General features: G+C 65.4%; 27 protein-coding genes. 17 read left to right on the plus strand and 10 right to left on the minus strand.

Going from position 1 to position 25,062, the window contains the following annotated elements:
* The first annotated feature begins 69 nt into the window (after positions 1-69).
* The 6 genes from QTI66_RS14910 to QTI66_RS14935 all read left to right on the plus strand — a co-directional run bounded on the left by QTI66_RS14910 (position 70) and on the right by QTI66_RS14935 (position 8,290).
* Positions 70-981 (plus strand): alpha/beta fold hydrolase, encoded by a 912-nt coding sequence (locus QTI66_RS14910; RefSeq protein WP_286560557.1) that lies wholly within the window; start codon positions 70-72, stop codon positions 979-981.
* Positions 978-1,847 (plus strand): S-formylglutathione hydrolase, encoded by an 870-nt coding sequence (gene fghA / locus QTI66_RS14915; protein WP_286560558.1) that lies wholly within the window; start codon positions 978-980, stop codon positions 1,845-1,847. Before QTI66_RS14910 ends, fghA begins: the two co-directional genes overlap by 4 nt.
* Before the next feature lie 8 nt (positions 1,848-1,855).
* Positions 1,856-2,218, plus strand: coding sequence for a TfoX/Sxy family protein (locus tag QTI66_RS14920; RefSeq protein WP_286560559.1), 363 nt, complete (start codon positions 1,856-1,858; stop codon positions 2,216-2,218).
* A 155-nt stretch (positions 2,219-2,373) separates the two neighbouring features.
* Positions 2,374-5,586, plus strand: a complete 3,213-nt coding sequence (locus QTI66_RS14925; protein WP_286560560.1) for an efflux RND transporter permease subunit — start codon at positions 2,374-2,376, stop codon at positions 5,584-5,586.
* Between the two features lie 5 nt (positions 5,587-5,591).
* On the plus strand, positions 5,592-6,809 hold the full coding sequence (locus QTI66_RS14930; RefSeq protein WP_286560561.1) for an efflux RND transporter periplasmic adaptor subunit: 1,218 nt from the start codon (positions 5,592-5,594) through the stop codon (positions 6,807-6,809).
* On the plus strand, positions 6,809-8,290 hold the full coding sequence (locus QTI66_RS14935; RefSeq protein WP_286560562.1) for an efflux transporter outer membrane subunit: 1,482 nt from the start codon (positions 6,809-6,811) through the stop codon (positions 8,288-8,290). Before QTI66_RS14930 ends, QTI66_RS14935 begins: the two co-directional genes overlap by 1 nt.
* Here the strand turns inward: QTI66_RS14935 and QTI66_RS14940 are convergent.
* Entirely contained in the window at positions 8,241-9,338 is a 1,098-nt protein-coding gene (locus QTI66_RS14940) for a PA0069 family radical SAM protein (protein ID WP_286560563.1), read from the minus strand. The genes QTI66_RS14935 and QTI66_RS14940 overlap by 50 nt on opposite strands.
* Before the next feature lie 113 nt (positions 9,339-9,451).
* Between QTI66_RS14940 and QTI66_RS14945 the strand changes: the two genes are divergently transcribed.
* Positions 9,452-9,811: a DOPA 4,5-dioxygenase family protein gene (locus QTI66_RS14945; protein ID WP_286560564.1), complete on the plus strand. Its 360-nt coding sequence runs from the start codon at positions 9,452-9,454 to the stop codon at positions 9,809-9,811.
* Positions 9,812-10,179: 368 nt separating this feature from the next.
* On the opposite strand, the gene imm45 is transcribed toward QTI66_RS14945, so the two are convergent.
* The 5 genes from imm45 to QTI66_RS14965 form a co-directional block, all read right to left on the minus strand.
* A complete protein-coding gene (gene imm45 / locus QTI66_RS39570) occupies positions 10,180-10,509 on the minus strand; it encodes an Imm45 family immunity protein (protein ID WP_353506195.1) in 330 nt (109 codons plus the stop codon).
* On the minus strand, positions 10,506-10,718 hold the full coding sequence (locus tag QTI66_RS14950; RefSeq protein ID WP_286560566.1) for a hypothetical protein: 213 nt from the start codon (positions 10,716-10,718) through the stop codon (positions 10,506-10,508). Before QTI66_RS14950 ends, imm45 begins: the two co-directional genes overlap by 4 nt.
* A 251-nt stretch (positions 10,719-10,969) precedes the next feature.
* Positions 10,970-11,149, minus strand: coding sequence for a hypothetical protein (locus tag QTI66_RS14955; protein ID WP_286560567.1), 180 nt, complete (start codon positions 11,147-11,149; stop codon positions 10,970-10,972).
* A 127-nt stretch (positions 11,150-11,276) separates the two neighbouring features.
* On the minus strand, positions 11,277-12,245 hold the full coding sequence (locus QTI66_RS14960) for a ShlB/FhaC/HecB family hemolysin secretion/activation protein (protein WP_353506196.1): 969 nt from the start codon (positions 12,243-12,245) through the stop codon (positions 11,277-11,279).
* A gap of 499 nt (positions 12,246-12,744) precedes the next feature.
* Positions 12,745-13,401 carry a glutathione S-transferase gene (locus tag QTI66_RS14965; RefSeq protein WP_286560569.1) on the minus strand — a complete coding sequence of 219 codons (657 nt, stop codon included), beginning with the start codon at positions 13,399-13,401 and terminating at the stop codon, positions 12,745-12,747.
* 130 nt (positions 13,402-13,531) lie between these two features.
* Between QTI66_RS14965 and QTI66_RS14970 the strand changes: the two genes are divergently transcribed.
* On the plus strand, positions 13,532-14,749 hold the full coding sequence (locus tag QTI66_RS14970) for a polyhydroxyalkanoate depolymerase (protein WP_286560570.1): 1,218 nt from the start codon (positions 13,532-13,534) through the stop codon (positions 14,747-14,749).
* Between the two features lie 180 nt (positions 14,750-14,929).
* On the opposite strand, the gene QTI66_RS14975 is transcribed toward QTI66_RS14970, so the two are convergent.
* Positions 14,930-15,382: a CBS domain-containing protein gene (locus QTI66_RS14975; RefSeq protein WP_286560571.1), complete on the minus strand. Its 453-nt coding sequence runs from the start codon at positions 15,380-15,382 to the stop codon at positions 14,930-14,932.
* Positions 15,383-15,523: 141 nt separating this feature from the next.
* Between QTI66_RS14975 and QTI66_RS14980 the strand changes: the two genes are divergently transcribed.
* Both QTI66_RS14980 and QTI66_RS14985 read left to right on the plus strand, forming a co-directional pair.
* Positions 15,524-16,831: an O-acetylhomoserine aminocarboxypropyltransferase gene (locus tag QTI66_RS14980; RefSeq protein WP_286560572.1), complete on the plus strand. Its 1,308-nt coding sequence runs from the start codon at positions 15,524-15,526 to the stop codon at positions 16,829-16,831.
* A 16-nt stretch (positions 16,832-16,847) separates the two neighbouring features.
* Positions 16,848-17,654 carry an alpha/beta fold hydrolase gene (locus QTI66_RS14985; RefSeq protein ID WP_286560574.1) on the plus strand — a complete coding sequence of 269 codons (807 nt, stop codon included), beginning with the start codon at positions 16,848-16,850 and terminating at the stop codon, positions 17,652-17,654.
* 9 nt (positions 17,655-17,663) lie between these two features.
* Here the strand turns inward: QTI66_RS14985 and QTI66_RS14990 are convergent, their stop codons facing one another.
* Entirely contained in the window at positions 17,664-18,332 is a 669-nt protein-coding gene (locus QTI66_RS14990; protein WP_286560575.1) for a Rossmann-fold NAD(P)-binding domain-containing protein, read from the minus strand.
* A 5-nt stretch (positions 18,333-18,337) separates the two neighbouring features.
* Positions 18,338-18,718, minus strand: a complete 381-nt coding sequence (locus QTI66_RS14995) for a thioredoxin family protein (RefSeq protein WP_286560576.1) — start codon at positions 18,716-18,718, stop codon at positions 18,338-18,340.
* 92 nt (positions 18,719-18,810) lie between these two features.
* Between QTI66_RS14995 and QTI66_RS15000 the strand changes: the two genes are divergently transcribed.
* Positions 18,811-19,161 carry an Mpo1-like protein gene (locus QTI66_RS15000; RefSeq protein ID WP_286560577.1) on the plus strand — a complete coding sequence of 117 codons (351 nt, stop codon included), beginning with the start codon at positions 18,811-18,813 and terminating at the stop codon, positions 19,159-19,161.
* Here the strand turns inward: QTI66_RS15000 and QTI66_RS15005 are convergent.
* Positions 19,106-20,389, minus strand: coding sequence for a YihY family inner membrane protein (locus tag QTI66_RS15005; protein ID WP_286560578.1), 1,284 nt, complete (start codon positions 20,387-20,389; stop codon positions 19,106-19,108). The genes QTI66_RS15000 and QTI66_RS15005 overlap by 56 nt on opposite strands.
* 20 nt (positions 20,390-20,409) lie before the next feature.
* On the opposite strand from QTI66_RS15005, the gene QTI66_RS15010 reads away from it, so the two are divergent.
* Genes QTI66_RS15010 through QTI66_RS15035 form a run of 6 tightly spaced genes read left to right on the plus strand, consistent with a single transcriptional unit; the run spans position 20,410 to position 24,958 of the window.
* A complete protein-coding gene (locus QTI66_RS15010; RefSeq protein WP_286560579.1) occupies positions 20,410-20,850 on the plus strand; it encodes a DUF2069 domain-containing protein in 441 nt (146 codons plus the stop codon).
* The gene (locus QTI66_RS15015; RefSeq protein WP_286560580.1) at positions 20,847-22,292 is read left to right on the plus strand and encodes an FAD-binding oxidoreductase; all 1,446 of its coding nucleotides are present in this window, start codon (positions 20,847-20,849) and stop codon (positions 22,290-22,292) included. Before QTI66_RS15010 ends, QTI66_RS15015 begins: the two co-directional genes overlap by 4 nt.
* 33 nt (positions 22,293-22,325) lie before the next feature.
* Positions 22,326-22,514 (plus strand): type II toxin-antitoxin system CcdA family antitoxin, encoded by a 189-nt coding sequence (locus QTI66_RS15020; RefSeq protein WP_286560581.1) that lies wholly within the window; start codon positions 22,326-22,328, stop codon positions 22,512-22,514.
* Complete coding sequence (locus QTI66_RS15025; RefSeq protein WP_286560582.1) at positions 22,511-23,344, plus strand: thymidylate synthase; 834 nt, start codon at positions 22,511-22,513, stop codon at positions 23,342-23,344. The genes QTI66_RS15020 and QTI66_RS15025 overlap by 4 nt, the downstream gene beginning before the upstream one ends.
* Positions 23,345-23,346: 2 nt before the next feature.
* Complete coding sequence (locus QTI66_RS15030) at positions 23,347-23,850, plus strand: dihydrofolate reductase (protein WP_286560583.1); 504 nt, start codon at positions 23,347-23,349, stop codon at positions 23,848-23,850.
* Positions 23,834-24,958, plus strand: coding sequence for a phosphatidate phosphatase App1 family protein (locus QTI66_RS15035; RefSeq protein WP_286560585.1), 1,125 nt, complete (start codon positions 23,834-23,836; stop codon positions 24,956-24,958). The genes QTI66_RS15030 and QTI66_RS15035 overlap by 17 nt, the downstream gene beginning before the upstream one ends.
* Positions 24,959-25,062 lie beyond the last annotated feature (104 nt).

Genomic DNA, 25,062 nt, shown 5'->3' on the forward strand with positions numbered 1-25,062 from the left:
AGCTTGACATCAGCCACCGGTCGGCACGGCGTTTCTGGAATGATGGCCGCCACTGACCAAGGAGATGCCATGGAATCACTGGGTGAGTTGCGGCGGATCGAAGCGGGGGCGCTCGATGTCGCCTGCTTTGAAAGCGGCCCAGCCGACGGACCTGCCGTGCTGCTGATGCACGGCTTTCCTTTCGACGTGCATGCGTACGCCGAAGTCGCCCCGCTGCTGGCTGCCCAGGGCTGCCGCGTGATCGTTCCTTTTCTGCGCGGCTACGGCGGCACACGCTTTTTGGACGAACGCACGCCGCGCTCCGGCGAGCAGGCCGCGTTGGCAGCCGACCTCCTCGCGTTGCTGGACGCCCTGTCGATTCCACGCGCCGTGCTGGCCGGCTACGACTGGGGCGGCCGGGCTTGCTGCGTGGTGGCGGCGCTCTGGCCCGATCGGTGTGCGGGCCTGGTGTCACAGAACAGCTACAACATCCAGAACATCGCGCTCTCGCACCAACCCGCCGCGCCAGAAAACGAAGCGCGCCACTGGTACGACTATTACTTCCACGGCGAACGCGGCCGCGCCGGGCTCACGCAGAACCGGCGCGCGCTGGGCAAGTTGCTGTGGCGCATGTGGTCGCCGACATGGGTCTTCGACGACGCGACCTTCGAGCGCACCGCCGCCGCCTTCGACAACCCGGACTTCATCGACGTCGTGATCCATTCCTACCGCCACCGCTACGGGCTGGTGGCCGGCGATCCGGCTCACTCGCATATTGAAAAGCGACTGGCCGAACAGCCACCGATCACCGTCCCCGCCATCACCTTCGACGGCGCCGACGACGGCGTGATGCCCGTCGGCGGCACGGCAGGACATGCCCGCAAGTTCACCGGGCCGCACCAGCACAGGGTCATTCCCGGCGCCGGCCACAATCTGCCGCAGGAAAAGCCGCAAGTCTTCGCCGACGCCGTCGCCGAACTCGTGGCCCGCCTCAAGACATGACGCACGCCATCCAGACCCTTTCCGAACACCGCTGCTTCGGCGGCGTGATGCGATTCCACGAGCATGCCTCCAGCGAGATCGGCTTGCCGATGCGCTTTTCGGTGTTCCTGCCGCCGCAGGCGCAGCGCGGGCCGGTGCCGGCGCTCCTGTACCTCGCCGGCCTGACGTGCAACGAAGAGACCTTCATGGTGAAGGCCGGCGCCCAACGCCTGGCGGCCGAACTGGGCATCGCCCTCATCGCGCCCGACACCAGCCCGCGCGGCCATGCAGCCGAAAGCCTTCCGGGTGCCACCGCCAGCTGGGACTTCGGCATCGGCGCCGCCTTCTATCTCGACGCGACCGAAGCGCCGTGGGCCGCACATTGGCGTACCGAAAGCTGGCTCATGAACGAGCTGCTGCCCTCGCTCACGAAACGGCTGCCCATCGACGCACGCCGCATCGGTGTCTTTGGCCATTCGATGGGCGGCCACGGCGCGCTCACGCTCGCGCTGCGTCACCCGGGACGCTTTCGTTCGCTCTCGGCTTTCGCGCCCATTTGCGCGCCCACGCAGTGCCCGTGGGGTGAGAAGGCATTCACCGGCTACCTGGGAAGCGACCGCGCCTTGTGGCTGGCACACGACGCGTCAGCGCTCATGCAATCGCAAACCGCGGCGCCCTACCCCGATGGCATCCTCGTCGACCAAGGCATGGCGGACAAATTCCTGGCGCAGGAGCTGCACCCCGAGCGCCTCGAGGCCGCCTGCCGCGCAGTCGGCCAGCCGCTGCAACTGCGACGCCACGAGGGCTATGACCACGGCTACTACTTCATCCAGAGCTTCATGGCCGATCATCTGGCCCATCACGCCAACATCCTCCTGAAGCGCTGAGCCGACCCATGAGCCAGTTCGCCGCGAGCCTGCCGGAGGTGTTCGAGAAAATGGGCCGCATCGAGGTCAAGCGCATGTTCGGCGGCCATGGCCTCTTTCTTGATGGCCGCATGTTCGCGCTGGTCTCCAAAGACACGCTCTACCTCAAGTCCGATGCGCAGACGGCGTCGCATTTCGACGAGCGCCAGCTTCCGCCTTTCACCTACCTGCGCGCCGGCAAGCCGACGCCCACCTCGTACCGCCAGGCACCCGAGGAAGTCTTCGAAGACCGGGACGAAGCCGCGCGTTGGGGAGCCCGTGCCTTCGAGGTGGCGCTTCGATCAGGCGCACCCGCGTCCCGCAAAAAGAGACAAGCCCCTCGACGCGCCTGATGCAGCAATTCAGGCGCAAAACATGCATGCGCCACCACCACGAGCGCAGCCGCCACGCGACGCTTTGACGAAGAAAAGTAAAGCTCCCCGCGCGCGAACCATTTGCCAAAGCTTCACTCCTTATGATGGCGCCCTTACACAGAAGGTAACAATTCGTGTCCATGGTCTCGGTGGCGTTGAAGCGCCCGTACACGTTCATCGTCATGGCGATGCTGATCGTCCTGGCGACGCCGTTCGTGCTCATGCGCATGGCGACCGACATATTTCCGGAAATCAACATTCCGGTGATCAGCATCATCTGGAACTACGGCGGCCTGCCCGCGCAGGAAATGGGGCAGCGCATTTCCGGCCAGAGCGAGCGCGGGCTGACGACCACGGTGAGCGACATCGAGCACATCGAGTCGCAGTCGCTGGCGGGCATCTCGGTCATCAAGGTGTTCTTCCAGCCGAACGCAAACATCGAGACGGCCTTGGCGCAGGTGGTGGCCTCGATGCAAACGCAGGTGCGGCAGTTGCCGCCGGGCATCACGCCGCCGCTGGTCATCAAGTATTCGGCGTCCAGCATTCCGGTGATCCAGCTGGCACTGTCGAGCCCGACGCGGGCAGAGAACTCGCTGTTTGATTCAGCCGTGAACCAGCTGCGCCCGCAGCTCATCACCATTCCCGGCGCGGCCGTGCCCTTTCCCTACGGCGGCAAGAACCGGCTGATTTCCGTCGACCTCGACACGCAGGCCATGCAGGCGCGCGGCCTGTCGCCGGCCGATGTGGTGAACGCGGTCAATGCGCAGAACCTGATCCTTCCTTCAGGCACGGCCAAGTTCGGCGAGACGGAATACAACGTGCGCATGAACGGCTCGCCCGACGTGCTGAGCGGCCTGAACGATTTGCCGGTGCGCACCACCAACGGCGCCACCACCTACCTGCGCGACGTGGCCTACGTGCGCGACGGCTTCTCGCCGCAGACCAACATCGTGCGGCAGGACGGCGTGCGCGGCGTGCTGCTGTCGGTGCTCAAGAACGGCGGCGCATCGACGCTGGACATCGTCTCCAACCTGCGCGCCCTGCTCCCCGTGGCGGCGCAAGGCATGCCGCAGGACATCAAGATCACGCCCCTCTTCGACCAGTCGCTGTTCGTCAAGGCTGCCGTCAAGGGTGTGGTGTTCGAGGCCATCCTCGCCGCGGCGCTGACGGCCGCGATGGTGCTGCTGTTCCTGGGCAACTGGCGCAGCACGCTCATCATCGGGCTGACGATTCCGCTGTCGATCCTGGCGTCGGTGCTGGTGCTCTATTCGCTGGGGGAAACGCTCAACCTCATGACGCTCGGCGGCCTCGCGCTCTCGGTCGGCATATTGGTGGACCAAGCGATCGTGACCATCGAGAACATCGAGCGGCACCTGCACATGGGCACCGAGCTGAACGAGGCCATCATGGTCGGCGCGGGCGAGATCGGCGCGGCAGCATTTGTGTCGACGTTGTGCATCTGCATCGTGTTCGTGCCGATGTTCTTTTTGTCGGGCGTGGCGCGCTTCCTGTTCGTGCCGCTGGCCGAGGCGGTGGTGTTCGCCATGTTGGCGTCGTACATCCTCTCGCGCACGCTGGTGCCCACGCTGGTCATGCTGCTGATGGGCGGCGTGCATGAAGCCAACGCAGCCAACACGAAGCCCGGCGCGCTGCAACGCCTCTATCGCGCCTTCGACCGCCAGTTCGAGCGCGTGCGCCGGGCCTACACGCTGGTGCTCTCGGCCATCCTGTCCAGGCGCGGTCCGTTCATCGCGATGTTCCTGGGCTTCTGCGTGCTGTCTTGTTTGCTGTATCCGGCGCTGGGCCGCGACTTCTTCCCGAGCGTGGATTCGGGCCAGATCCGCCTGCACATGCGCGCGCCCACCGGCACACGCATCGAGGAAACGGCGCGCCTGGCCGACGCGGTGGAAGTCGCCATTCGCGAACTGATTCCCAAGGACCAGCTCGAGACCATCCTGGACAACCTTGGCGTGCCCAACAGCGGCATCAACCTGTCGTACAGCAACGCCGGCACCATCGGCACGCTCGATGGCGAGATCCTGATGTCGCTGAAAGACGGACACCGACCGACCGACGAACTGGTCTCGCTCCTGCGCGCCGAGTTGCCCAAGCGCTTTCCCGGCGTGGAGTTCTTCTTCCAGCCCGCCGACATCGTCACGCAGATCCTGAACTTCGGCTTGCCGGCCGCCATCGACGTGCAGTTCAGCGGCAACGACGTGCAGGCCAACGCGGCGCGCGCGGCCGAACTGGTCAAGGAACTGCGCAAGATTCCGGGCGCGGTCGACGTGCACGTGCACCAGCGGCTGGATGCGCCCACGCTCAGCCTGCAGATGGACCGCACGCGGCTGCAGCAGCTCGGCCTCTCGGCGCAGAACGTGGGGCAGAACGTGCTCATCGCCCTCTCGGGCAGTTCGCAGACGCAGCCGGCCTTCTGGCTCAATCCGCAGAACGGCGTGGTCTACAACATCGCCGTGCAGTCGCCGCAATACAAAGTTGATTCGCTGGATGCGCTGCTCAACATTCCGGTGGGTGCAGGTGGCGGCAGCGCGGCTTCCGGCACCGCACCGCAGTTGCTGGGCAACCTGGTGGAAGCCGGGCCGGCGCGGCTGCCGCAAGTGGCATCGCGCTACAACATCACGCCGGTGATCGACGTCTACGTGAGCGTGCAGGGCACCGACCTCGCAAGCGTGGCCGCCAAGGTGAACGAACAGGTGGAAGCCATCAAGCCCAAGCTCTCGCGCGGCAGCCAGGTCACGATTCGCGGGCAGGTGCAGACCATGCAGTCGTCCTTCATCGGGCTGGGCGTGGGCCTGGCGATGGCGATCGTGCTGGTGTATTTGCTGATCGTGGTCACCTTCCAGTCATGGCTGGACGCCGCGATCATCATCACCGCGCTGCCGGCCGCGTTGGCCGGCATTGCGTGGATGCTCTTCCTCACCGGCACGACGCTGAGCGTGCCTGCATTGACCGGCGCCATCATGACGATGGGCGTGGCCACCGCCAACAGCATCTTGCTGGTGTCCTTTGCGCGCGAGCGATTGCAGGCCGGCACGCCGCCGCTGTCGGCCGCGCTCGAAGCAGGCGCCACGCGCATCCGGCCCGTGCTCATGACGGCACTGGCGATGATCATCGGCATGATTCCCATGGCGCTCGGCCTGGGCGAAGGCGCGGAGCAAAATGCACCGTTGGGGCGCGCCGTGATCGGCGGGCTGATCTTCGCGACGGTGTCGACCCTGCTTTTCGTGCCGGCCGTTTACGCCGGCATCCACAGCCGCATGGCGCATCGTCGCGCCGCGCGTGAAGCCGCATCTTCCGAACCCATCGGCGCCCATCCCCAGGAGAGTTGAAAGCCATGTCGCAACGCCATACGGCCCTGGGCATCCGTCCGATCGCCGCCACCGAGGAGGCGGGCGCGCACCACGAGCTGCTGCGCCGCCGCCAGATCGTGCGGCGCGCGCGCATTGCCGTCGTCATCGTGCTGTTGCTGCTGGCCATCGGCACGGCGCGCACGGTGTTCGTTCGCCTTGCCAATGCCAAGGCGCTGGAAGCCGGCACCACCGAGCGCGCCACGCAATACGTCAAGGTCGCCACGCCGCAAACACCCACCGCGGGGCAGACGCTCGCCTTGCCGGGCACCTTGCAGGGCTTCGTGCAGTCGCCCATCTCGGCGCGCGCCAGCGGCTACCTGGCGCGCTGGACCAAGGACATCGGCGCCCGCGTGAAAAAAGGCGAACTTCTGGCGGAAATCGAGACACCGGAAATCGACCAGCAACTGTCGCAAGCCGTCGCCGCGCGCCAGCAAGCCGCCGCGGGGCTCGAACTCGCGCGCAGCACCGTCGTGCGCTGGGAAGCGCTGCGCAAGAAAGACGTGGTCTCGCAGCAGGAACTGGACGAACGGCGCAGCGCCGTGGCGTCTGCCACCGCCAACCTCGCCGCCGCGGATGCCAACGTGCAGCGCCTGAAGCAGACCGAAGGCTTCAAGCGCGTCGTTGCGCCTTTTGCGGGCGTCATCACGCGGCGCAACGTGGACGTGGGCGACCTGATCGATGCGGGCTCCGGCAACGGTGGCCGCGCCCTCTTCACGCTGGCGCAGACCGATCCGCTGCGCGTCTACATCAACGTGCCGCAGGCTTATGCGCAACTGGTCAAGCCGGGCCAGCCGGTGGTCGTGACGCAGAGCGAACTGCGCGGCCAGTCCTTCCGCGGCGAAGTGGCGCGCACCTCCGGTGCCATCGACACCACGACGCGCATGATGCAGGTCGAAGTCGCGCTGCCCAATCCGGACGGTACGCTGATGCCCGGCGCCTACGTGCAGGTCTCATTGCCGCTGGAAGCGGCAAAGTCGCTCACCGTGCCGGCCAATGCGCTGATCTTCCGCGCCGAAGGCACGCGCGTGGCGGTGGTGGACGCGGGCGGCCGCGTGAGCCTGAAGACCGTGACCATCGGGCGCAACTACGGCGAGACCGTGGAATTGCTCGACGGCATCGCCGCGACGGACCGCGTCGTGCTCAATCCCTCCGACTCGCTCGCCGACGGCGATCAGGTCGCGGTCGCGAAGGAAGCCGCGTGATGCGCCTGGGCGCGGTGCTGGGCGTGCTTGCTTGTGCGGTGCTCACCGCCTGCGCCGTCGGCCCCGATTACAAGACGCCCGCCGCCGATCTGCCGGTGAGCTGGAAACTGGAAGCGCCGTGGCGCGAAAGCACGCCGCAAGACGCCGCCGACAAAGGCGCCTGGTGGCAACGCTTCGGCGATACGCGGCTGGACGGCCTGGTGCAACAGGCCCTCACCAACAACGCCACGCTGGCCATCGCGAACGCGCGGCTGACGCAGGCGCGTGCCTCGCTGGCCGGCAGCCAGTCCTTGCTGTATCCGCAGGTGAGCGTCGGCGGCCGCGCCTCGCGCCTCGACATCTCGGCCAACCGCCCGCTGACCAACTACGCGGTGGCCAACCAGTCGACGGTGCAAAGCGACTTCATGCTGCAGCTGATGGCCAGCTACGAGATCGACTTGGCGGGCCGCGTGCGCCGCACCGTCGAAGGGGCGACGGCATCGGCACAGCAATCAGCCGCAGACCTTGAAAACACGCGGCTGCTGATCACCGCCGATCTCGCGTCGACCTACTTCAACATGCGCGCGGTCGACATCGAACTGGACGTGGTCTCGCGATCCATCACGCTGCAACAGCGCGCGCTGGAATTCGTGACCGCCCGCCACGACCTGGGCGCCGTGTCGGGCCTGGACGTGGCGCAGCAGCAAGCGCTGCTGGACAACACGCTCACGCAGGTGGACGTGCTCAAGAAAACCCGCTCGCAATACGAGCACGCCATCGCCACGCTCATCGGCACGCCGGCACCGAACTTCGAGCTGGCGCCCGACCTGAAGCCCATCGAGCCCCCGCCCATTCCGCTGGGCGTGCCATCGGATGTGCTGGAACGCCGGCCCGACGTGGCCTCGGCGGAGCGGGCCATGGCAGCCGCCAATGCGCAGATCGGCGTGGCGAAAGCGGCCTTCTATCCCAGCATTTCGCTGATACCCATCGTTGGCGTGGACAGCAACAACATCTCGACGCTGTTCGATGCGCCCAGCTTGCTGTGGTCGTTGGGCGTGTCGGCCACGCAGGTGCTGTTCGACGGTGGACGCATCCGCGCCAACGTCGACTTTGCGCAGGCCGGCTACGACGCGACCGTGTCCAACTACCGTCGCGTGGTGCTCACCGCGATGCAGGAAGTGCAGGACGGCATCACCGGCGTCTCGTCGCTCGACCGCGCCTTCAGGCAGTCGCTGGCTGCGGTCGCGGCATCGCGGCGCGTACTCGACATGGCCAGCAACCGCTATGAGGGCGGCGCGGCGACTTACCTCGATGTCATCACGGCGCAGCAAGCGGTGCTGAACACCGAGCGGCAAGCGGCGCAGTTGCTGGGCCAGCGCCTGCTCATTTCGGTGTTCCTGGTGAAGGCGCTGGGCGGCGACTGGTGCGGCGACCCTGCAACCGACGCCGCGGCTAAAACAGGCTGCCCTGCCCCGATGAGCCGGGTGGCCGAAACGCGTTGAGGTCCATCGCGATGCGCTCGCGGTTGAAGCCGATGCGCTGCGTTGCCTTTTCGAATCGCTGCTTGATGAGGTCGGCCCACAAGCCGCTGCCTTTCATGCGCGTGGCGAAGTCCGCGTCGTAGTCCTTGCCGCCCCGCATTTCGCGGATGCGGGCCATGATGCGATCGGCCCGCTGGGGGTAGTGCAGTTCGAGCCACTGCTTGAACAGCGGCGCCACTTCCCACGGCAGGCGAATCACCGTGTAGAAGGCGCAGCGCGCACCGGCGTCCCACGCGGCTTGGAGCACCTGTTCCATGTCTTCGGTAACGAAGGGAATCTGCGGCGCCACGCTCACGCCCACCGGCACGCCGGCTTCGGCCAAAGTACGAATGGTGCGAAGGCGCCGATGCGGCGCAGCGGCGCGCGGTTCCAGCTTGCGCGCCACGTCGCCGTCAAGCGTGGTGACGGTGACGTAGACCGCGGCGAGCTTCTGCGCCGCCATGGGGGCGATGAGGTCGAGGTCGAGCTCGACGGCGCTGGACTTGGTGACCAGGGCAAAGGGATGGCGCGCCTCCTTCAGCACCTCGATGACCGAACGCGTGAGGCGCAATTCGCGCTCGATGGGTTGGTAGCAGTCAGTGGCCGTGCCGATGGCGATCTGGCTCGGGCGGTAGTTCCTCCTGCCAAGCTCTTCGCGCAGCACCTCTGCGACGTTGCGCTTGGCGATGAGCTTGGTCTCGAAGTCGAGGCCCGGCGAGAGGTTGAGGTAGCTGTGCGTCGGACGCGCGAAGCAATAGATGCAGCCATGCTCGCAGCCCCTGTAGGGATTGAGCGAGCGGTCGAAGGGAATGTCGGGCGAATCGTTGCTGCTGAGCACGGACTTGACGTCTTCGAATCGCACTTCGGTTTGCAGCGGCGCCAGGCCTTCGGCCTCGGCCTCGCCTTCTTCCAGCGTGCCCCAGCCGTCGTCGAAGTCGGCGCGCGTGTCGCGCTCGAAGCGGTGCGCCAGGCGCGTGGCGGCGCCGCGGCCCTTGATGGCATGGAGGGGAATGCGCACGTCGCCGGGCATGGAGGGGTTCTTTTCAGATACTGTATTTTCGTACAGTATGCAGCAGTCGGCGCGGGCTTGCATGCCCCGGCCCGCAAGGCGGATATTCCAGCTGCTGCGCCACAATCCGCCCCATGACAAGACGCCCCGAAAATCTCTACGCCCAATACCATGCCCACGTCTATTTCGGCCCCGATACGGCCGACCAGGCGCGCAAGCTGAGGGAAGCGGCGGGCGAACAACTGCCCGCGAGCATCGGGCGTTTTCATGAAAAGCCCGTGGGGCCGCACCCGCATTGGAGCTTCCAGATGGCCTTCGACGCCGCCATGTTCGATCAGGTGATCGCGTGGCTCGAAGCGCATCGCGATGGGTTGGACGTGCTGGTGCACGGGCTGACGGGCGACGACTACGCGGACCACACGGCGCATGCGATGTGGCTTGGAAATTCGGCTGTGCTGGACCTGAGCCGGTTCACGCCGGGCGCGTCCTCTTAACCTCCTATTGATACTCCCGCATTCATTGCGCGGCTGCGCAGTTGGTCGCACGGCACGACCTCGCCCGGCCCGTCTGGCGGTACTGGATGCCCGCCATCAGGTTAACGTTGCCCGTCCAGGCTGGCGACCTGGCTGCCGGTTTGGGTGATGCCGCTGGCGTTGACCGGGAAGTTCTGACGTTGCCAAGCGACGGGTTCTACCAAATGCCGATCATCCGGACTTGCTGCTGGACTGGGCGCCCGACTCGGTGGCAGTGTTGTGCGCGCTCTCGATGGTGAGGTTGCGCTCCGCTTGCAGTGTGATGTCGCACGCTGTTGGTTGCTCAGGCTGCCAGCGGAGATTGCTAATCGATCGTTTTTCGCCAGTGCTCAGAGGTCCTGAGCACTGAGCCCGTCGCATATACAGACATCAGCGACATCTCCATCCGACCACACCCATTTATTCCAGTTTTCAATTAACCATGCCGTCGAAACGTAGCAATCCGAAGTGGTTGCCTCAGAAGGAAAAACCAAATAGCAGTTAATTCCTGCTTTATGTCCAGTAATGGTGACAAGGCACCGTTCACTTGAATTCTGAGGGCCCTCGCAAAGCATCATTACAACGTATGCCTCAAATGGGTATTTCGCTGGAAATTTCAGGAGTGCGCCTCGAGATATTGACGGAACACCTCGCTCAATTAGTTTATTCCATTCAATCATTTCAACCTCAAATCATGACCGCCAGAAAAATCAATAGAATTTTCCATCGCTTTTAACGCATTGCTCCATTCCCTTTGAAGCGCAATCGCCCTACCCTCCTCTTTGACGAGCGCCACCAGCTCACCAGTTGGCGATCTTACGAGGCCTTTTTCAAATTGGGCTGCCGCCTCAGATGCTGCCGAATCAGCAATACGCCTGGCGCCCTTCAACTCGGCAGCTCCGATCTTGCCGCGTCTTTCGCCTCGCCGCCGGCCTTCTTCACCGCCTTGCCAACAGGCGCCGCGGCCAGAACGGAAGTGGGGAACAAGGCTTCGTTGGTCGCGTACATCACACCCAACGCCGCGATTTCGACCAGTCAACCCGCCGCGCACTGCGGCATAGTCCAGATAGTCCCTGATCAGTTGCTGCCGTTCAACCAGTGGCTAGGGTTACATTGACGTCAACCGGTCCGCCAACTTTCTCAACGCTCTTTCCGCGAAGTGCTTGAGTCCGTCGTTTGCAGCCGCGTTGGCGGCAGCATCAGCAGCGATACTGATTTGCGCCGCATGGCCACTTTGTGGATGACGTCGCCCTCGGGCGCTGCGAGTACCGCGCCGGACATCGAGGCCAGATTGACGTTGGTGGCGATGGCACCGGCCAACTCGGGGCTTTGCCGGAGACCTTGCTGACGTGCCCTGGAAACGCACCGGGGACAGAACGACAGTCGTCGCCTCATTGCCGCTGCTGTGTGCGACCCAGGCGCCGCGAGCGACCGGTAGTCGAGTTGCTCAGCAGGTTGTGCAGCCGGCTCTCAATGCATGATCTGACCGATAGCCCTGCGTGCCTTGGCCGCCGTGGTTGAAGGCGTCGTGGTTCAGGCTGAAATAGGCAATGTCGTTGAGGCCCAGCGGGCCGTCCCACGCAACAGTGACGCCGGCCTGCGTCTTGCCGGTGGCTTCGGTGCCGCTGTCGTCCATGCTCAGCGTGGTGCGCAGCGGCGACTTCTTGCTGTACTTGATGACGAGATCGCTTTCGCCGGGTTGTGCGCCGGCCGCCGTCGAGGGCTCGATCTGGATGTCGGCGTCGGCGGTGGGCAGGCGCTTGAGGTTTTCAAGGCCCTGCTCGATGTCGCGCAGGTTGAGCAGGTCGCCGGCCTGGGCCGGCAGGGCGTTGCGCAGGCTGGTCGTGGCTTCGTTTCCTTCGGCAAAGCGAATCGCCGCGATGCGACCGGGCACCAGCGTGAGTTCGAGCTTGCCGCTGCTCAGGTCTTGCGGCGCGGCGAGCACGCGGGTGGTGATCCAGCCCTTGGCGATGAGCGCCTGCTGCAGGCGCGCAAGGACGATGTTGACGCCCGCCGTGCCGATGCAGCGGCCAATGGGAGTGTCCGTGCCGTCTTCACCGGCGGCGGCGTCGAGGATCCAGTCGAAGGATGGGGCGCGCTGGCCGATGAGCGCGAGGCTGTCGATCCGAAAGCAGGGGCTTTCCTGCTCGGGCAGCCGTGGGGGGGCGGCCGACGCGGCCGAAGGCAAGCGCACATCGACGGGCGCTTCCTGCTGCTCGCGCAGCGCGCGCTCTCGCTCTTGCTGGCGTTGCTCTTCCACGAATGGGCTCGGGGCTGACGGATTGCCTTGCGCCCATGCACCGCCCAGGCCCGTGGCCAGCACGGTCGCCGCCATTGCGCTGACCTGCCAAGTTGCGCGTGAAGGCGCAATTCCCTCCCATGAGCGCTGGCGCCGCGCGCCTCGCTTGTTAGACATTTTTTCCAACCCTGTATCTGCTGTGTTGCGCAGATTTTGTTGGAGATGGTTGTCTTTGGACTGTTAATTAATGGATGTCAGGGGGATTGAATTCACATTGCGCGGGTTGTTGTTAATTTATTCCTGTGGTCTGAATAGGTGGCAGGGCGATTTCTCACAAGGCGCTTCTTCTATTCCGGCTTCTATTTGCCTGATTTCTTAAATTGCATTCGATGCGGCGTGGATTCGCCTGTGTGTCCGATGGCCGTGACCGCGCTGCGCGCCACCCCGCATCGAAGGGAGTTCAGCCGCGAGACATTGGCGTCTCTCCAACGCTTCGCGGAAATTTCTGTGGAGATTTGGATATTCCGCTGGATGACGATTTTCAATAATTGTCAGATACTAGATGCATCGACATTCAATGCATCTGAAGTCGACGTAATTGAATTCCTGAGTTCATCAACCGGTAATTCGCCCGCGACTGTATTCATTCAATTCTGGTCAGGCGCAGCGCGTTTTTCTAGAACTCCGCGTCGAGTTCGTCGATTTCCTCCGGCTCATTCTTCGCCGCCTTCACCCACTCCTGCATCGCCGGCAATTCCATGATGCGCTTGCAATAGGCCGCGCAGTTCTTGTCCAGCGCCACGTCGTAGCTCAGGAAGCGCGTGACCACCGGCGCATACATCGCGTCGGCCATGCAGGGTTGCTTGCCGAAAAGAAACGGCCCGCCGTAGGCCGCAAAGCACTCGCGCCAGATGGTCACGATGCGGTCGATATCGGTTTGCGCCTTCGACCACACCTTGAAGTTCTTGAAGTGCGCCTTGATGTTCATCGGCAGCGAACTGCGCATCGAGCTGAAGCCCGAGTGCATTTCGCCGCAGATGGCGCGGCAGTGTGCGCGGGCCTTGGCGTCTGCCGGCAGCAGGCCGGCCTTGGGCTTGATTTCGTTCAGATACTCGCCAATCGCCAGGGTGTCCCACACCTTGATGCCGCCATGCTCCAGCGAAGGCACGAGCATCGACGATGACAGCAGCAGCATCTCGGCCTTCATGGCCGGGTCGTCGGGCGGAATCACTTTTTCGCTGAAGTCCAGTTCCGCGAGGCGGCACATCAGCCAGCCGCGCAGCGCCCAGGCGCCGTAGTTTTTGCTGCTGATCGTCAGAACGGGTTTGGCCATCGCGTGCTCCTTCGTGATCCGGCAACGCCGGGTGGCAATCGGGGTGAGTGCAAGGGCTGTGCCAGAAAGGTGCGCCTGCCGCTGACTCGCTTTTGTGCGTTGGCCCGCAACTTGCCTGCGTTGTCTTCATATGCTGTATCGGGCCTACCAATCCTCCGCGGATGCCACTTCGCCGATGCGGCTTGCCGCTCAATACATGAGCCGTGCCCTGTGGCACGAAAAGGGCGAACGCACCGCGACCCGGCGAATGGCCTCGTTTTTCGAGGTGCTGGCCCGCATGCGGCTCACGCACTCCCGGCCCGACTACGACATCCGCTCCGTCGTCATCGACGGCGAGGAAGTGGCCGTGCACGAGGAGCCGACCCTGGTCGCGCCCTTCGGCACCCTGCTGCATTTCCGGAAAGAGACGAAGGCCGTGCATCCGCCGGTGCTTCTGGCCGCACCACTTTCGGGCCATTTCGCGACGCTGTTGCGCGAAACGGTGCGTACCTTACTGCGCGATCACGACGTCTATGTGACGGACTGGCACAACGCGCGCGACGTGCCGCTGTGGCACGGCGGCTTCGGGCTGGACGACTACGCGCTGCAACTCATCGAGTTCCTGGAAGCGATCGGCCCCGGCGCGAGCATGGTGGCGGTGTGCCAGCCCTGCGTCGCGGCGGTGGCGGCCACGGCGCTGATGTCGGAAGACGACAACCCCGCAACGCCGCGCAGCCTGACGCTGATGGCCGGGCCGGTCGATTGCCGGATCAACCCCACGGCGGTGAACAAGCTGGCGAACGAACGCTCGATCGACTGGTTCAAGCGCAACCTCATCAGCCGGGTGCCGTGGCCGCACGCGGGCGTGATGCGGCGCGTGTACCCCGGCTTCCTGCAGCTCACGGCTTTCATGAGCATGAACCCGGAGCGGCACAAGAAGCAGTTCGAGCTGCTCTTCCAGCATCTGGTGGAAGGCGAAATCGAAGAGGCCGACATCATCCGCAAGTTCTACGACGAGTACTTTGCGGTGAATGACCTGCCGGCGGAGTTCTACCTGGAGACGGTGGAGCGGGTGTTCCAGACCTACGACTTGGCGCGCGGCGTGCTCACGGTGGGCGATCGCAAGGTGGATCCGGCGGCGATCCGGCGCACCGTGCTGCTCACCGTGGAAGGCGAGCGCGACGACATCTGTTCCGTGGGGCAGACGGTCGCGGCGCAGGACTTGTGCACGAGCATCCGGCCCTACCTGAAGGTGCATCACCTGCAGGCGGGCGTGGGGCACTACGGGGTGTTCAGCGGCACGCGGTGGAATCAGCAGATTTATCCGCGCGTGCGGGAGACGGTGCACATGGCCGTCGAACTGCTCTGATCTCTTCGTGCTCCCTCTTCAGATCCTGCTCCCTCTCCCGCTTGCGGGAGAGGGTTGGGGTGAGGGCACCGGGCCTTTGATACGGGTGGGCCGGTAGATAGCCCCATCCCCCTCACCCCAGCCCTCTCCCCCGAAGGGCGAGGGAGCCAATACCCAAGGAGCCAATACCAGGGGAGTAACTCAGGTCTGCTCGCCTTCCTCGGCAGGCCAGTCGCGGATGTACGCCTTCAGCATCTTGTTCTCGAAGTTCTGGCTATCGACCACCGCCTTGGCAACGTCGTAGAAGCTCACGACGCCCATCAGCATCTTCTTGTCCAGCACCGGCATGTAGCGCGCGTGGCGCTCCAGCATGATGCGGCGGATTTCGTCGAGGTCGGTTTCGAGGGTGCAGGTGACGGGATGGTCGTCCATGGCCTTGCGCACGAGCGTGGTGCCGACCAGCCCACCGTTCTGCACGATGGCGACGATGACTTCGCGGAAGGTCAGCATGCCAACGAGGTCGCCATGTTCCATGACGACGAGCGAACCGATGTCCTTGTCGGCCATCGTGGTCACGGCGTCGGCCAGGGGCTCATCGGGCGTGATCGTGTAGAGGGTGTTCCCCTTGACACGCAGGATGTCGGCTACTTTCATTGGTGCTCCTCTTGCGGACTTGTGCCGATTCAAATATAGCCCACAAATCACACACAATGGCCCGCCATTGACACGTCCACGACGTCGTTGCTGTCTTGCACACGTAACGGGTCATTGCGAAAAACCCACTGAAAGGCCTTCATGCCCGGCTACTCCGACCCCGGCTTCGACACGCTCGCGCTGCACGCGGGCGCTTCCCCCGACCCCGCCACCGGCGCACGCGCGGTGCCGATCCACCTCACCACCTCCTTCGTGTTCGAGTCGAGCGACCACGCGGCGGCGCTCTTCAACCTGGAACGCGCGGGGCACGTGTACTCGCGCATCAGCAACCCGACCAATGCCGTGCTGGAGCAACGCGTGTCGGCGCTGGAAGGCGGCATCGGCGCCATCGCCACGGCCAGCGGGCAGGCGGCGCTGCACCTGTCGGTGGCCACGCTGATGGGCGCGGGCTCGCACATCGTGGCGAGCACGGCCCTGTACGGCGGATCGCAGAATCTTTTGCACTACACGATGCGGCGCTTTGGCATCGACACCACCTTCGTCAAGCCGGGCGACCTGGACGGCTGGCGTGCGGCCATCCGGCCCGAGACGAAGCTGCTGTTCGGCGAAACCGTCGGCAACCCCGGACTGGACGTGCTCGACATTCCGGCAGTGAGCGAGATCGCGCACGCGGCGCGCGTGCCGCTGCTGGTCGATTCGACGCTCACCTCGCCCTACCTCATCAAGCCCTTCGACTGGGGCGCGGACCTGGTCTATCACTCCGCCACCAAGTTCCTGTCGGGGCACGGCACCGTGATCGGCGGCATCGTGGTCGACGGCGGCAGTTTCGACTGGGAGCATTCGGGCAAGTTCGCCGAACTCACGCAGGCCTACGACGGCTTTCACAACATGGTGTTCAGCGAAGAGAGCACGGTGGGCGCTTTCCTGCTGCGCGCACGGCGCGAGGGGCTGCGCGACTTCGGCGCCTCGATGAGCCCGCACACGGCGTGGCTGATCCTGCAAGGCATCGAGACGCTGCCGCTGCGCATGGAGCGGCACATCGACAACACGCAAAAGGTGGTGGAGTTCCTGGCCGCGCACCCCTTCGTCGCGCACGTGGGCCATCCGCTGCTGGAGACGCATCCGAGCCACGCGCTCGCGAACAAGCTGCTGCGCCACGGCGCCAAGGGCGCGGGCTCGGTGTTCAGCTTCGACCTTCGCGGCAATCGAACGCAAGGCAAGAAGTTCATCGAGGCGCTGAAGCTTTTCAGCCACCTGGCCAACGTGGGCGACTGCCGCAGCCTGGTGATCCACCCGGCGAGCACGACGCACTTCCGCATGACCGACGAGGCGCTGGCAGGCGCGGGCATCACGCAGGGCACGATCCGCCTGTCGATCGGACTGGAAGACCCCAACGATCTCATCGACGACCTGAAGCGCGCGCTCAAGGCCGCGGAAAAAGCAGCGTGACGGCGGAGACCCCCAGATGAACATCACCGTCAACGGACACAACATCTACGCCTACACCGGCGGCAAGGCCTTCGACGCCTCCAAGCCGACCGTCGTGTTCATCCACGGCGTGCTGAACGACCACAGCGTGTGGATCCTGCAAAGCCGCTGGTTCGCCAACCACGGCTGGAACGTGCTGGCCATCGACCTGCCCGGCCATTGCCGCAGCGAGGGCGCGCCGCCCGCCACGGTCGAGGCGGCGGCGGACTGCGTCATCGCGCTGCTCGATGCGGCGGGTGTCGCGCGCGCCGCGCTGGTCGGGCACAGCTTCGGTTCGCTCATTGCGCTGGAAGCGGCTGCGCGGGCGCCGCAGCGTGTCTCACACTTGGCGCTGGTCGGCACGGCTTTTCCGATGGCGGTGTCGGCGGCGTTGCTGGAGGCTTCGGTCAGCGATCCGCAGCGCGCCATCGACATGGTCAACACCTTCTCGCACTCGCTGCTGGCGCCGCCGCCCTCCGCGCTCGGCCCCGGCACCTGGCTCTATGGCAGCTCGCGCGCGCTGATGCGCCGCGTGCTGGCGAGCAACCGCGAGGCCAACGTGTTCCACATCGGCTTCAAGGCCTGCGACAGCTACGCGAACGGCGAGGCGGCCATGGCGGCGGTGCAATGCCCCGTGCTCTTCGTGCTGGGCGAGGCCGACCAGATGACGCCGCCGCGCGCCGCGCGCACGCTTACGTCGAAAGCGCTGAAGGCCAAGGTGGTCACGGTGCCGGCCGGCCACGCGATGATGACCGAGGCGCCGGAAGAGACGCTCACCGCACTCAAGGAATTCCTCGGCGCCTGAAGGCGAGGCTCAGGCGGCGCCCAGCCGGTTGATGTCCGGCATCTCCACGAGGGGCGACGCAGCGCCATGCCTGGCAACCGCCAGCATGGCGCGGCCGACCTTCTCACTCGTCGTCACCAGGTTGGGCGAGGTCTTGGACAGCAGCCAGAACAACGGCCCCGCCACGTTGTAGATGCCCTGGTAAAGCGGCGTCTTGGAGCGCACGCCGTTCAGCGGCTGGATGATGCCGGGGCGGAACATGTACGCCGCCTTGAAGGGCAGCTTGAGCAGGGCGTTCTCGGTGGCGCCCTTCACCCGCGCCCACATCTGCGGACCGCGCTCGGTGCTGTCGGTGCTGGCGCCGGTCACGTAGACAAAAGTCATCTGCGGATTGAGTCGCGCGAGCACGGTGGCGGCGGCCAGCGTGAGGTCGTAGGTCACGCGGCGGTAGTCGGCCTCTTTCATGCCGACCGACGAGACGCCGAGGCAGAAGAAGCAGGCGTCAAAGCCTGAAAGCTGCGACTCGACCGCGCTGTAGTCGTAGAAATCCTTGACGACGAGTTCCGACAGCTTGGCGTGCGACTGGCCGAGCGGGCCGCGCACCACGACCACCACGCGCCGCACGTCGTCATCGAGCAGGCATTCGCGCAGCACGCCCTGCCCCACCATGCCGCTGGCGCCAAAGAGCAAGACGTCCATGCGCGTCAAACCTCGAAATCTTGCGGCGCGCGGCGCAGCGCGGCCAGCAGCGTGCTCACTTCCGCAGCGCTGGCCTGGGCCGAGGGCAGCGACGACAGCATGCGCGTCAGCGTTTCGGCGTGCGGCAGCATCGGCCCGATGAAGCGGGTGCCCGCCTGCGAGGCCACCAGGATGGTGGGGAAGGTCTCGACGTCGAAGTCGTCCGCAATGTCCGCATGGTCCTCGATGTCGACCCACGCGAAACGGAAACCGGGGTGGGCCCTGGCGACGCCTTCGAACAGCGGACGGTATTCGCGGCAGGCGCCGCACCACTCCGCGCACAGGCACACGACCCACAAGGCTTCTTCGGCGGGCTGGGCGGAAAGGGAGGTCGGCACTGCGCTCAATGGATTCGAAAGTTTGAAAGGGGTTGACGGGATGGCGCCTGGAAAGTCGCGCCACTATTATGGGCAAAGCCTCGGCACCGCACAGGACACCCATGAATTCCGCTTCCATCACCCCACCAGCCGCTTCGACGGACATCGATCCGCGCAGCTTCAAGAGTTTTGCCGAGTTCTACCCTTTCTATCTGAAAGAGCACAGCAACCGCACCTGCCGCCGGCTGCACTTCGCCGGTTCTTCGCTCTCGCTGCTGAGCCTTGCGGCGCTGCTGTTCACCGGCAACCTGCTCTGGCTGATCCCCACGATCCTGGTGGGCTACGCCTTCGCCTGGATCGGCCATTTCGGCTTCGAGAAGAACAAGCCGGCCTCCTTCAAGCGGCCGCTCTACAGCTTCATGGGCGACTGGGCGATGTACCGGGATATCCTGCGCGGCCGGGTTTCGCTGTAGCGACGAAGGCCTGCGGGCCAGGCAGCACGTCGCGCAGGTGCATCGTGCTCAGCGGGCCTTTGTCCCAGAGGGCCTCCAGCGGCTCGGCGCGCGACAGCAGCAGCTTGCGCAGCAAGGGCTCCAGCGGCGTGGTGTCGGGGTTGGCCAGCAGCACGTGGCGCGGGTCTTCGTCGGGGGTTTCCTCGGCGATGCGGCCGATCCAGTCCAGCTCGATCAGGGTTTCGAGCACCGGCGCGACCTGTAGCGCATCGACGCGCATGCGTGCCACCAGTTCGGCCGCGCCCAGGCCCTTGGCATCCGTGGCCTGCGCCCGGCAAAGATGCTGCAGCACCTCGATGGCCAGTTGCACCCGCCAGCCCGGCGTGCCGCCACGTCGCGCCACGCCACTGAGCAGGCTCGGAAGGTAGGCCGCAATCACGGCGCCGAACAGCACGATGACCCAGGCGACGTAGATCCACACCAGCAGGATCGGCAAGGTCGCAAAGGCCCCGTACAGCACCGAGTAGGTGGGCACGAAGCTGAAGTAGATTGCCAGCACGCGCTTGGCGATTTCGATGGCCGCGGCCACGAAGAGACCGCCCGCCCATGCATGCGCCCACTTGACCTCGGTGTTCGGCACATAGTGGTAGAGCGAGGCCATGCCGCCCGCCAGCATCGCGATTTCAACCACGTCGAACAGCAACTTGAGCCCCGCGCCGCCGATGTACCCCTTGGACGCCATGAAGACATAGGACGTGGTGCTCAGGCTCACCGCCAGCACCAGCGGCCCCAGCGTCGCGGCTGCCCAGTAAATGAGCACTCGCTGCGCAAAAGGCCGGGGCTTGCGCACGCGCCAGATGGCGTTGAGCGTCTTGTCCATCGTCAGGATCAGCGCAATGGCCGTGACGAGCAGCACGATCAGGCCCGCCACCCCCAGCCCGCTGGCCTTGCTGGCGAACTGGGTAAGGTAGCCCAGCACCTGGCGCGCGATGTTCTCCGGGATCAGGCTCTCGATGAGCCAGCGCTGCACGCGGCCCTGCATCGTCGAGAAGATGGGAAAAACGGTGAACAGCGCCAACGCGACGGTAAAAAAAGGCACCAGCGCAATGGTGGTGGTGAAGGTCAGGCTGCTGGCCGTCAGGCCCAGCCGGTCTTCCCGAAAACGCTCGCCGAGCACGACGGCGGTGTTGCGCCACGGAAAGCGGGACAGATCCCTCCACAATTGATGGCGATTCATGGCCGGTATCATGCCATCCGGTTACTTCCGTCATGCCCCTTCCCACCCCTCCCCTCGCCCGCTCCACGGGCCTCACCGCTCCCCCTCCCGCCAACGCCGTCGCGGCCACGCGCTGGCTGGCCGTCGGCAGCCTGGTCGGCCTCATCGTGCTCGGGCTGGCGTGGGAAATGTGGCTTGCTCCGCTGCGCCCGGGCGGCTCCTGGCTGGCGCTCAAGGTGCTGCCGCTGGTCGTGCCGCTGGCAGGGCTCATGAAGAACCGCATGTACACCTACCGCTGGGTCAGCCTGATGGTCTGGATCTACTTCACCGAGGGCGTGGTGCGCGCGTGGAGCGACACCAACGTCGTCGGCCGACTGCTGGCCGGGGGCGAAGTGGCGCTGTGCCTGGCCCTGTTCGTCGCGTGCGCGTGGCACGTTCGCATCCGGCTGCGGCGCGCCGATGCCTTGCGTGCACAGGAGGCGGCTGCGCAATGAATCCGACACTCATCGAACAACTGCGTGCCATCGTTGGCGATGCCAACGTGCTCGCCGGCGGCGACCTCACGGCCTGGGAGCAGGACTGGCGCAAGCGCTCGCGCGGCAAGGCGCTGGCCGTGGTGCGGCCGGGCAGCACGCAGCAGGTGGCGGACGTCGTCAAGGCGTGCGCCGCGGCGGGCACTGCCATCGTGCCGCAAGGCGGCAACACCGGGCTGGCCGTCGGCGGGATTCCCGACGAGAGCGGCACGCAGGTGCTGCTGAGCCTGCAACGCATGAACGCGATCCGCAGCATGGACGCCGCCAACCTCACCATGACGGTGGAAGCGGGCTGCATCCTGCAGACACTGCAAGAGGCCGCGGAAAACGCCGGCTTCCTGTTTCCGCTCAGCCTGGCGGCGGAAGGCAGCTGCACCATTGGTGGCAACCTCGCGACCAATGCCGGCGGCACGCAGGTCGTGCGCTACGGCAACACGCGCGAGCTGTGCCTGGGGCTGGAGGTGGTCACGCCGCAGGGCGAGATCTGGGAAGGGACGAGCGGCCTTCGCAAGGACAACACCGGCTACGACCTGCGCGACCTGCTCATCGGCAGCGAGGGCACGCTGGGCATCATCACCGCCGCGACCATGAAGCTCTACCCGCTGCCGGCCGCTCAGCTCACCGCATGGGCGGCAGTGCCTTCGCTGGACCACGCCGTGCGCCTGCTGGGCCTGGCGCACCAGCACCTGGGTTCGGGGCTGACGGGCTTCGAGGTGATGGGCCGGTTTGCGCTCAGCCTCGTTGCCAAGCACTTTCCGGCGCAGCGCGTTCCCTTTGTCGACGCCGATCCGGCCGCGCCCGCATCGGCGCCGATGGCACCGTTTTGCGTGCTGCTGGAAAACTCGGACAACGAATCGGAATCCCACGCCCGCGCCCGCTTCGAGGCGATGCTGGAAAAGGCCTTCGAGGACGGCTGCGCGACGGACGCCGTCGTCGCCGAAAACCTCACGCAGGCCCGGCAGCTCTGGCACATCCGCGAAAGCATTCCCATGGCGCAGGCCGAGGAAGGGCTGAACATCAAGCACGACATCTCGATTGCGGTGTCGCGCATTCCGGCCTTCGTGGCCGAGACCGACGCGCTGCTGCAGCAGGCGATTCCCGGCGTGCGGCTTGTCAACTTCGGGCATCTGGGCGACGGCAACCTGCATTACAACGTACAGGCGCCCGCCGAAGGGGATGCGAAGGCCTTTCTCGACAACGAGGAAGAGCGCGTCAACACGCTGGTGTACGACTCGGTAGAGCGCTTCGGCGGGTCCTTCTCGGCCGAGCACGGCATCGGCTCGCTCAAGGTGCACAAGCTGGAAAAGCACAAGTCGCCAGTGGCGCTGGGCATGATGCGCGCCATCAAGCGCGGGCTGGATCCGCAGAACATCATGAATCCGGGGCGGGTGCTGCGGGCGTGAGGACAATAGCGTCTGTCGCAGCAGGGAGGCCCCATGGATCAATTCAAGAACGCACCGCCGGAAGACATCGAACTCTTGCTGAACAGCCAGGTCGTCGAGATGGCCGAATACCTCGGCATGGACCTTTCGCAGACGGTCAACGACTTGCTGGCCGCAGAAGTCATCCGTGTCCGCAACGCGCGCAACGCCAAGGGCGACTCTTCACAAACCCCACCCACATGACCACCCGCCCCATCCGCTCCCAATACGAAGACTTCATGCGCCACGTCGACACGACGGGCGTGTTCAAGGCCGACCGCACCGGCACGGGCACCAAAAGCGTGTTCGGCTACCAGATGCGCTTTGACCTGAACGAAGGCTTTCCGCTGGTCACGACCAAGAAGGTGCACCTGCGCTCCATCATCCAGGAGCTGCTGTGGTTCCTGACGGGCTCCAGCAACAACAACTGGCTGAAAGAGCGCGGCGTCACCATCTGGGACGAATGGGCGCGCGAAGACGGCGACCTGGGCCCCGTGTACGGCGTGCAGTGGCGCAGTTGGCCAACGCCCGATGGCGGGCACATCGACCAGATCCAGCAGGTCATCGACACGCTCAGGAGCAACCCCGATTCGCGCCGCATCATCGTGAGCGCGTGGAACGTGGCGGAACTGTCGAAGATGGCGCTGATGCCCTGCCACGCCTTCTTCCAGTTCTACGTGGCGCCGCCGCAGGCCGAAGGCGAGCGCGGCAAGCTGAGCTGCCAGCTCTACCAGCGCAGCGCGGACATCTTCCTGGGCGTGCCCTTCAACATTGCCAGCTATGCGCTGCTCACGCACATGATCGCGCAGCAGTGCGACCTGGATGTGGGCGACTTCATCTGGACGGGCGGCGATTGCCATATCTACAGCAACCATGCGGAGCAGGTCGCGCTGCAACTGAGCCGTGCGCCTTATCCGTATCCGGCGCTGCACATCAAGCGCAAGCCGACGTCGATCTTCGACTACCAGTACGAAGACTTCGAAGTGCTGGACTACGTGTCGCATCCCGCCATCAAGGCGCCGGTGGCGGTGTGACCATGAGTGGGCCCCGCATCAACGTCATCTTCGTGCGCTCGCAAAACGGCGTGATCGGCAAGGACGGCGTGATGCCGTGGCACTTGCCGGAAGACCTTGCGCACTTCAAGCGGCAGACGGGCAACGCGCCGGTGATCATGGGACGCAAGACCTGGGATTCGCTGCCGCCGCGCTTTCGGCCGCTGCCGGGTCGCCAGAACATCGTCATCACGCGACAGGAAGACTGGCACGCCGATGGCGCGCAGCGCGCGGCCAGCCTGGACGAGGCCGTGTCGATGTGCGTTGCGGCGCCCGAGTTGTGGGTGATCGGCGGCGGGCAGGTCTATGCGCAAGCCATGCCCTTGGCGCAGCGCGCCTTGGTGACGGAAATCGAACGCGACTTCGAGGGCGACACGCACGCCCCGGAAGTCGATGCGAAGCAATGGAAGGAAGTCGCCCGCGAGTCGCACGTCGCCGCCAAAGACGGCATGCCTTTCAGCTTCGTCACCTATGAGCGCGTCGCGTGAAAAATCGGCGAGCGGACGCCCTGCGGGCCTGAGGCGGCGCGAACTCGTTGCGTTTCCGCTGGCTTCGCTGGCCGCGCTCTTGCCGGCTGCCAACGCGCAGGCCCGGCCCGAACCGCTGGAAGCGGACGAAGACATCCTCTTTCTCCCCGGCGTTGCGCGGCCGCTGGAAGACGGCCTCATCGACGTCGACGTGCACGCCTGGGTCTACGAAAAGGACCGGCACTGGATCCTCGACGCGGGCCTCGCACGCTACATGGGGGTGGAGCTGGGCAAGTTGAACCCCGCCTCGCGCGTGCGGTTTGCGCAGCGCACCTTTCTTTTTCATGCGGAGTCCGAAGGGGGCAAGGCTGTCGAGATCAGCTTTGGCCACAACATGGCGCCGGTGACGATGCCACCCAGCGACTGGAGCGGTCGCACCAACCTGCGGGCCACGGTGCCGGTGGCCGTCGATCCGCGTTACGCCCCATGGCTGCGATTCAGTGCCACCGTGCCCGGCCCCCGGCGCCGCATCGACGGGCGCGCCCTGCTGGTGCCCGAACGCGGTCTCTCGGTCATTTCGGACATCGACGACACCATCAAGCGGACGCAGGTGCGCGAGCGGCGCGAGATGATGCTCAACACCTTCGTGCGCCCCTTCGAGCCCGCGCCGGGCATGGCCGCGCACTACCGGGCGATGGCGCGCGATCCGTTCACGCGCTTTCACTATGTGTCGTCCAGCCCGATCCAGTTGTGGCCGCCGCTGGACGCCTTCCTGCGGCACGCAGGCTTTCCCGCGGGCAGCGTGCATCTGCGCGAAAGCACGACCTGGCGCACGATCGTGCCGGAGGAAGGTGAGTCGCGCGAGCATAAGTCTTCGGCCATCCTGAACCTGTTCAACACCTTTCCGCAGCGAAGCTTCCTGCTGATTGGCGACTCGGGCGAGCTGGACCCGGAGATCTACGGCGACATTGCCCGTGCGCACGGCCATCGCCTTCAGGGCATCGTGATTCGCGACGTCACACAGGAGGGGCGCGAATCGCCGCGCTACGCCGCCGCGTTCGAAGGCGTCGATCCGGTGCTGTGGCACGTGTATGCCGACGGCGGCGCTTGGCCGGTCACGCCGGGCTGACGGCGCTCACCCGTATTTCGGCATGATGCCGCGGCGCTTGTGAGACGGCGGCGCCTCTACCTTCCCGCTTGAGTCTCAGGCTACTCGCTTCCACGGTGAGCCCG

The organism is Variovorax brevis (assembly GCF_030317105.1).
GTDB classification, from domain to species: Bacteria; Pseudomonadota; Gammaproteobacteria; order Burkholderiales; family Burkholderiaceae_C; genus Variovorax; species Variovorax brevis.

Coding starts and splice junctions, on each gene's coding strand:
- QTI66_RS14910 (WP_286560557.1), top strand. CDS start 70: ATGGAATCACTGGGTGAGTTGCGGCGGATCGAAGCGGGGGCGCTCGAT.
- fghA (WP_286560558.1), top strand. CDS start 978: ATGACGCACGCCATCCAGACCCTTTCCGAACACCGCTGCTTCGGCGGC.
- QTI66_RS14920 (WP_286560559.1), top strand. CDS start 1,856: ATGAGCCAGTTCGCCGCGAGCCTGCCGGAGGTGTTCGAGAAAATGGGC.
- QTI66_RS14930 (WP_286560561.1), top strand. CDS start 5,592: ATGTCGCAACGCCATACGGCCCTGGGCATCCGTCCGATCGCCGCCACC.
- QTI66_RS14935 (WP_286560562.1), top strand. CDS start 6,809: ATGCGCCTGGGCGCGGTGCTGGGCGTGCTTGCTTGTGCGGTGCTCACC.
- QTI66_RS14940 (WP_286560563.1), bottom strand. CDS start 9,338: ATGCCCGGCGACGTGCGCATTCCCCTCCATGCCATCAAGGGCCGCGGC.
- QTI66_RS14945 (WP_286560564.1), top strand. CDS start 9,452: ATGACAAGACGCCCCGAAAATCTCTACGCCCAATACCATGCCCACGTC.
- imm45 (WP_353506195.1), bottom strand. CDS start 10,509: ATGATTGAATGGAATAAACTAATTGAGCGAGGTGTTCCGTCAATATCT.
- QTI66_RS14960 (WP_353506196.1), bottom strand. CDS start 12,245: ATGTCTAACAAGCGAGGCGCGCGGCGCCAGCGCTCATGGGAGGGAATT.
- QTI66_RS14965 (WP_286560569.1), bottom strand. CDS start 13,401: ATGGCCAAACCCGTTCTGACGATCAGCAGCAAAAACTACGGCGCCTGG.
- QTI66_RS14970 (WP_286560570.1), top strand. CDS start 13,532: ATGCTGTATCGGGCCTACCAATCCTCCGCGGATGCCACTTCGCCGATG.
- QTI66_RS14975 (WP_286560571.1), bottom strand. CDS start 15,382: ATGAAAGTAGCCGACATCCTGCGTGTCAAGGGGAACACCCTCTACACG.
- QTI66_RS14980 (WP_286560572.1), top strand. CDS start 15,524: ATGCCCGGCTACTCCGACCCCGGCTTCGACACGCTCGCGCTGCACGCG.
- QTI66_RS14985 (WP_286560574.1), top strand. CDS start 16,848: ATGAACATCACCGTCAACGGACACAACATCTACGCCTACACCGGCGGC.
- QTI66_RS14990 (WP_286560575.1), bottom strand. CDS start 18,332: ATGGACGTCTTGCTCTTTGGCGCCAGCGGCATGGTGGGGCAGGGCGTG.
- QTI66_RS15000 (WP_286560577.1), top strand. CDS start 18,811: ATGAATTCCGCTTCCATCACCCCACCAGCCGCTTCGACGGACATCGAT.
- QTI66_RS15005 (WP_286560578.1), bottom strand. CDS start 20,389: ATGATACCGGCCATGAATCGCCATCAATTGTGGAGGGATCTGTCCCGC.
- QTI66_RS15010 (WP_286560579.1), top strand. CDS start 20,410: ATGCCCCTTCCCACCCCTCCCCTCGCCCGCTCCACGGGCCTCACCGCT.
- QTI66_RS15015 (WP_286560580.1), top strand. CDS start 20,847: ATGAATCCGACACTCATCGAACAACTGCGTGCCATCGTTGGCGATGCC.
- QTI66_RS15020 (WP_286560581.1), top strand. CDS start 22,326: ATGGATCAATTCAAGAACGCACCGCCGGAAGACATCGAACTCTTGCTG.
- QTI66_RS15025 (WP_286560582.1), top strand. CDS start 22,511: ATGACCACCCGCCCCATCCGCTCCCAATACGAAGACTTCATGCGCCAC.
- QTI66_RS15030 (WP_286560583.1), top strand. CDS start 23,347: ATGAGTGGGCCCCGCATCAACGTCATCTTCGTGCGCTCGCAAAACGGC.
- QTI66_RS15035 (WP_286560585.1), top strand. CDS start 23,834: ATGAGCGCGTCGCGTGAAAAATCGGCGAGCGGACGCCCTGCGGGCCTG.